The organism is Aeromicrobium sp., assembly GCF_025965075.1.
In the GTDB taxonomy this organism is placed as follows: domain Bacteria; phylum Actinomycetota; class Actinomycetes; order Propionibacteriales; family Nocardioidaceae; genus Aeromicrobium.
This window is the reverse complement of sequence record NZ_JAOPXQ010000001.1, coordinates 1-5,863: the sequence shown is the minus strand read 5'-3', so window position 1 is coordinate 5,863 and position 5,863 is coordinate 1. Positions and strand designations below refer to the sequence as shown.

Annotated in this window: 5 protein-coding genes and 1 pseudogene; 2 read left to right on the top strand and 4 right to left on the bottom strand. The window is 72.0% G+C overall.

Annotation, left to right across the window (positions count from 1 at the left end):
- Positions 1–1,175, bottom strand: a pseudogene (locus JWQ91_RS00030) (RNA degradosome polyphosphate kinase); the annotation flags it as partial.
- A 91-nt stretch (positions 1,176–1,266) separates the two neighbouring features.
- On the opposite strand from JWQ91_RS00030, the gene JWQ91_RS00025 reads away from it, so the two are divergent.
- Positions 1,267–2,310: an alpha/beta hydrolase gene (locus tag JWQ91_RS00025; protein ID WP_297779117.1), complete on the top strand. Its 1,044-nt coding sequence runs from the start codon at positions 1,267–1,269 to the stop codon at positions 2,308–2,310.
- 32 nt (positions 2,311–2,342) lie between these two features.
- Here the strand turns inward: JWQ91_RS00025 and mshD are convergent, their stop codons facing one another.
- From mshD to JWQ91_RS00010, 3 genes are read right to left on the bottom strand one after another with little or no spacing between them, the layout of a single operon-like run.
- On the bottom strand, positions 2,343–3,188 hold the full coding sequence (gene mshD, locus JWQ91_RS00020; RefSeq protein ID WP_297779114.1) for a mycothiol synthase: 846 nt from the start codon (positions 3,186–3,188) through the stop codon (positions 2,343–2,345).
- On the bottom strand, positions 3,185–4,609 hold the full coding sequence (locus JWQ91_RS00015; RefSeq protein ID WP_297779111.1) for a carboxyl transferase domain-containing protein: 1,425 nt from the start codon (positions 4,607–4,609) through the stop codon (positions 3,185–3,187). The genes mshD and JWQ91_RS00015 overlap by 4 nt, the downstream gene beginning before the upstream one ends.
- 36 nt (positions 4,610–4,645) lie before the next feature.
- A complete protein-coding gene (locus tag JWQ91_RS00010; protein ID WP_297779109.1) occupies positions 4,646–5,359 on the bottom strand; it encodes a response regulator transcription factor in 714 nt (237 codons plus the stop codon).
- A 120-nt stretch (positions 5,360–5,479) separates the two neighbouring features.
- On the opposite strand from JWQ91_RS00010, the gene JWQ91_RS00005 reads away from it, so the two are divergent.
- The gene (locus JWQ91_RS00005) at positions 5,480–5,773 is read left to right on the top strand and encodes a MoaD/ThiS family protein (RefSeq protein WP_297779106.1); all 294 of its coding nucleotides are present in this window, start codon (positions 5,480–5,482) and stop codon (positions 5,771–5,773) included.
- Positions 5,774–5,863 lie beyond the last annotated feature (90 nt).

Genomic DNA, 5,863 nt, shown 5'->3' with positions numbered 1-5,863 from the left:
ATCGCGAGCACGTGCGGGTCGGCGGCGGCCTGCTCGATGAACCGCTGCACGCTGGTCGCGAACGAGTCGTAGGGATGGTGGACCAGGACGTCGCGCTTGCGCAGCGCGCTGAACAGGTCGGCCGGCTCGGAGGTCTCGACCTCGGCGAGGTGCAGGTGGGTGCCGGGGATGAACGGCTCGTAGCTGAGCTCGGGGCGGTCCAGGTCGGCGATCTCGTTGAGGCTGCGCAGGTCCAGCGGCCCGCGGAGGCGGACGACCTCGTCCGGCCGGACGCCGAGCTCGGACACGAGCAGGTCGAGCACGCCGGGGTCGATCGACTCCTCGACCTCGAGGCGTACCGGCGGTCCGAACTTGCGCCGCAGCAGCTCCTGCTCGAGCGCCTTGAGGAGGTTCTCGGCGTCGTCCTCCTCGACCTCGAGGTCCTCGTTGCGGGTCACCCGGAACGCGTGGTGGGCGATGACCTCCATGCCCGGGAAGAGCAGGTCGAGGTGGGCGGCGATGACCTCCTCGAGCGGCACGAACCGGCCCGGGTCGGCCTCGACCCAGCGGTTGATGATCGGCGGGACCTTGACCCGGGCGAAGTGGTCCTTGCCGGTGTCGGGGTTGCGCATCACGAGGGCGAGGTTGAGCGACAGCCCCGAGATGTAGGGGAACGGGTGAGCCGGGTCGACCGCCAGCGGCGTCAGGATCGGGAAGACCCGGTCCCGGTAGAGCGCGGTGATCCGCACCTGCTCGGCGGGACTCAGCGCGGCCCAGTGGATCAGCTCGATCCGCTCGGCGGCGAGCGCCGGCACGAGGTCGTGGTGGTAGGTCTCGGCGTGCCGGGCCATGAGCTCCTGTGCGGCGGCCAGGCTGCGGGCCAGCACGTCCCGGGGGTTGAGCCGGCTCGCCGACGGCACCGCGACGCCCGCCGCGATCCGCCGCTTGAGCCCCGCGATGCGCACCATGAAGAACTCGTCGAGGTTGCTCGCGAAGATGGCCGCGAAACGTACCCGCTCCAGCAGCGGCAGCGACTCGTCCTGCGCGAGCTCGAGGACGCGGGCGTTGAACGCGATCCACGACAGCTCACGATCCAGGAACCGGTCGGCCGGCAGGGTGCTCTGTGCCGGGTCGAACGGCGGGTCGACGTCGAACTCGTCCGGGGAGGCCGGGTCCTCGAGATCGGCGACCGCCATGTCGTGTGTGTCCACGCTCCCAATGTGCCAGATCAAGATGAACGTGGATTGAACGACGATCTTGACCGGTGCGAGACGCTAGCGTGTGCGCATGCCCCTCGTGCCCCAGCTCATCGGCGCTGCCCGCGGCGCCACCGCCCGTTCCGTCATGAAGCTCCCGCGCGCCGTCATCTCGCGCCTGGCCGGGTCGCCGGTCGAGATCGACGGACGCACGCTCGACCCCGAGATGCAGCTGCTGCTGCGGCTGCAGCACCTGGAGGGTCCGGCGGCCGAGACCGTCGCGATCAGCCGGGGCCGCAGGATCATCGTGTCGTCGTCGCAGCTGGCGGGCGGCACGCAGCCGATCGGCGCGGTCACCGAGCGCACGATCGACGGTCCCGGCGGGCCGCTCGGGCTGCGCTTCTACACGCCGCGCGGGCTGACGGGTCAGTCGCCGGCGCTGCTGTTCTTCCACGGCGGCGGGTGGATCTACGGGGACCTGGAGAGCCACGACGCGACGTGCCGGTTCCTGGCCGAGGAGGCCCAGGTGCGGGTCATCGCGGTCGACTACCGGCTGGCTCCCGAGGCGCCGTTCCCGGCCGCCGTCGACGACTGCCTCGCGGCGTGGACGTGGCTCGTCGAGCACGCCGTGGGCCTGGGCATCGACCCCAGCCGGATCGCGGTGGGCGGCGACAGCGCCGGCGGCAACCTGGCCGCGGTCGTGGCGCAGCAGACCGTCGCCGCGGGTGGCCCGTCGCCGGCCTTCCAGCTGCTGATCTACCCCGTGACCGACTTCCTCGAGACCGCGCCGAGCCGTCTGACGTACGCCGAGGGGTTCTTCCTGACCAAGGCGTTCATGGACCTCGCGGAGGAGAACTACCTGGTCGGCAGCGAGGACCGGTCCGACCCGCGGCTGTCGCCCCTGCACGGCGACGTCACCGGGGTCGCCCCGGCGTACGTCGTGACGGCCGGTTTCGACCCGCTGCTGGACGAGGGCAATGCGTACGCCGACAAGCTGCGCGCCGCCGGCGTGCCGGTCGAGCACGTCTGCGAGCCCGGCCTGATCCACGGCTTCATCAACATGGTCGCGATCGGCCGGACCGCCCCCAAGGCCGTGCGCCGCGCCGCCGCCGCCCTCCAGCGGGGCCTCTCCTAGCCCCCACCCGTCAGCGGGCGAGAAGTGACCCGTCAGCGGTCGTGGGTGTGGGCGGGGGTGGCTGCGGGGGCGGCGGTGTAGAGGGTGTCCCTCTTCCAGTCCTGGAAGCCGAGGTTGCGGTAGACCGTGAGGGCGGGGGCGTTGTCGCCCTCGACGTAGAGGTCGACGATCGGCAGGCCCAGCTCGAACAGGTGCCGCAGGCCGCGGGCGGTCAGCGCCGTCCCGAGCCCACCGCCCTGGGCGTCCGGGTCGATCCCGACGACGTAGACCTCCCCGATCCCGTCCTCGACCTTGGTCCAGTGGAAGCCGATGACCCGGCCCTCCCGTTCCGCGACGAACAGTCCCTCGGGGTCGAACCAGTCCGACGTCATCCGCCGGTCCAGGTCGGTGCGGTCCATCGCGCCCTGCTCGGGGTGGTGCGCGAACGCGCGGGCGTTGACCGCGACGATCGCGTCCGCGTCCTCCGGCGTGTACGTCCGCAGGGTCACGCCGGCCGGGACCCGCTCGGCCTCCGGCGCGCCGTCGAACGTCAGGCGCAGCACCAGCAGCGTGCGGGCGGGGGACAGCCCGGCGGCCGCGGCGAGCGCCTGCGCGGCGGGCAGGTCCCCGTGCGCCCAGAACTGCTGCTCACCGTCGGCCAGCAGCTCGTCGAGGATGCGCCGGCCGATCCCGGCGCGCCGGTGCTCCGGGTCGACGACGATCTCGACGGGGGCGTCCCCCGTTGCACAGGCCGCCGCGACGATGGCGCCGTCGCGGGTCGACTGCTGGACCAGCACCCGGGCACGGGCCCGGTCGCGCAGCGCGAACCGGGTGGCCTCGTTGAACGGGTCGACGCCGTCGGCCGCGGCGGCGCGGTCGGCCAGCTCCAGGAGACTCATCGGGCCCTCAGCGCGACGAGCTGGGCGCCGACCTCGGCCGCGACGGCCCGGGCGAAGGCCTCGGGGGTGTCCCCGGCCGGTTCGGGCACGACGTGGTGCACGGTCCCGCTGGCCAGCAGGTCGAGCGCACCGACGCGCTGCGCCTCGGCCATCTCCTCGGCGTGCTCGAGGTCGCCGTGCACGATCGCGCTGGCCCCCTCGGGCGGCAGCGGGGACAGCCACGCGTTCTCCGCCGCGATGACGACGTCGGCCGGCAGCAGCGCGAGCGCCCCGCCGCCGCAGCCCTGGCCCAGCAGGACCGACACGGTCGGAACCTTCATGGTCGACATCCAGGCGATGCACCGGGCGATCTCGCCGGCGATCGCGCCCTGCTCGGCGTCCGGTGACAGCTCGGCGCCGGGGGTGTCGATGAACGACACGAGCGGCAGCCCGAGCTCGTTGGCCAGCCGCATGCCTCGCCGGGCCTCGCGCAGCGCCGCGGGTCCCATCGGCTTCCACCGGGTCTGCGTCGTCCGGTCCTGCCCGATCACGACACACGGCTGCCCGTCGATCCGGGCGAACGCGACGATCATGGCGCTGTCCCGCTCACCCTTCTCGGTGCCCTGCAGCCGGACCGTGGCGTCACTGCCGTAGCGGAGCACCTCCCGCACGCCCGCGCGCCGCGGCGCCCGGGTGATCTGGATCGACTCCCACGCGGTCCGCTCGCGGCGGACCTCCGCCGTCCGCAGCTCCCGGGTCTGCCGCGTGGGCGGGTCGACCAGCAGCCCCAGCGTGCGGTCGACCAGCAGCGGCAGCTCGTCGGGCAGGACGACGGCGTCGATGATGCCGCGCTCCGCGAGGTTCTCGGCGGTTTGGACGTTCGGCGGGAACGGCTTGCCCTCCAGCAGCTCGTAGACCTTGGGGCCGAGGAAGCCGATCAGCGCGCCCGGCTCGGCGATCGTGATGTGCGCTAGCGAGCCCCAGGAGGCGAAGACACCGCCGGTCGTGGGGTGGCGCAGGTAGATCAGGTACGGCAGTCCGGCGGCGCGGTGGTCCATGATCGCCCGGGTGATGTCGACCATGTGGACGAACGCCGGGGTGCCCTCCTGCATCCGGGTGCCGCCCGACGCCGTGGTCGCGAGTACCGGGATCCCCTCGGCGGTCGCCCGGCGCACCGCCGCCGTGATGCGCTGGGCCGCGGCGTGCCCGATCGACCCGGCGAGGAAGCGGAACTCGTTGACCAGCACCGCGACGGGCCGCCCGCGCATCAGCCCGCGACCGGTCAGCACGGACTCGTCGGTTCCGGAGCGCTCAGCGGCCGCGACGAGCTCCTGCTGGTAGGCGGGGTCCAGGCCGGAACGGTCGACCGGCTCGTCCCACGACTCGAACGATCCTTCGTCGAGGACGAGGTCGAGCAGTCCTTGGGCAGTCAGGTGGGCCATGCGCCCACTCTGTCAGTCCTCGACCCCGACGACTTCTCAGGCCTTGACGTCGGCGGTGTCGCGGGCCGGCTCGGACTTCGTCGCGACGAAGCGGTAGCCGACGTTGCGCACGGTCCCGATCAGGGTCTCGTTGTCGGTGCCGAGCTTGGCGCGCAGACGACGGACGTGGACGTCGACCGTACGGGTGCCGCCGAAGTAGTCGTAGCCCCACACCTCCTGCAGCAGCTGCTGGCGGGTGAAGACCCGGCCGGGGTGCTGCGCGAGGAACTTGAGGAGCTCGAACTCCTTGAACGTCAGGTCGAGCGTGCGGTTCTCGAGCTTGGCGGTGTACGTCGTGTCGTCCACCATGAGGCCGCTGGAGGAGATGACGTTGCTCTCGGTGTCGCCGTTGAGGCTCGCGGCGATGCGGCCGATCCCGAGGCGCAACCGCGCCTCGAGCTCGGCGGGGCCGGCGGTCGTCAGGATGACGTCGTCCATGCCCCAGTCCGAGGCCGCGACCGCGAGGCCGCCCTCGGTCAGGATCAGGATGAGCGGGCACTCGATGCCGGTCGTGCGGATGACCCGGGTCAGGCTGCGCACCTGGGCGAGGTCGTGGCGACCGTCGACCAGCACCGCGTCGCACGGGGGCGCGTCGAGCAGTGCGCTGGCCTCGGCGGGGAGGATCTTGACGTGGTGCGGGAGCAGCGCGAGTGCGGGCAGCACCTCGACCGAGGACTGCGTGCTCTTGGTGAGCAGGAGCAAGTGGGACATGATCGAGAGATCCTCCGTGCTGCGATTCGTGCGGGGCAAGCCCTGGGCCACTGTGTGCAGATATGCGAAGAGGCCATGGTGGATAACCGTGGCCTCGTTGCATGCACGACAATACTTCATGTGTCCGATCAACTGCCACGAGATGACGCGAATGAGAACGACGTCACAGTCCGCTACTGGGCGTCAGCCCGCGCCGCCGCGGGAATCGCCGAGGAGCAGGTCGACGCTCGTACGCTCTCCGCTCTGCTCGACGAGATCAGCCGGCGACACCGCGACCGGGACCGCTTCGACGACGTCATCGCGACCTGCTCGATCCTCGTCGGTGACACGCCGGTGGGTGCGCGCGAGCCCTCGACCGTGACGCTGCACCCCGGCGACAGCATCGAGTTCCTGCCGCCGTTCGCGGGGGGATGACCCGCAACTGGCATCATGCGGGGGTGCCCCGACTCGGACCGACCCTGCTCTCCCTCGCGCTGGCGGGCGTCATGACCCTCGCGGCCTACA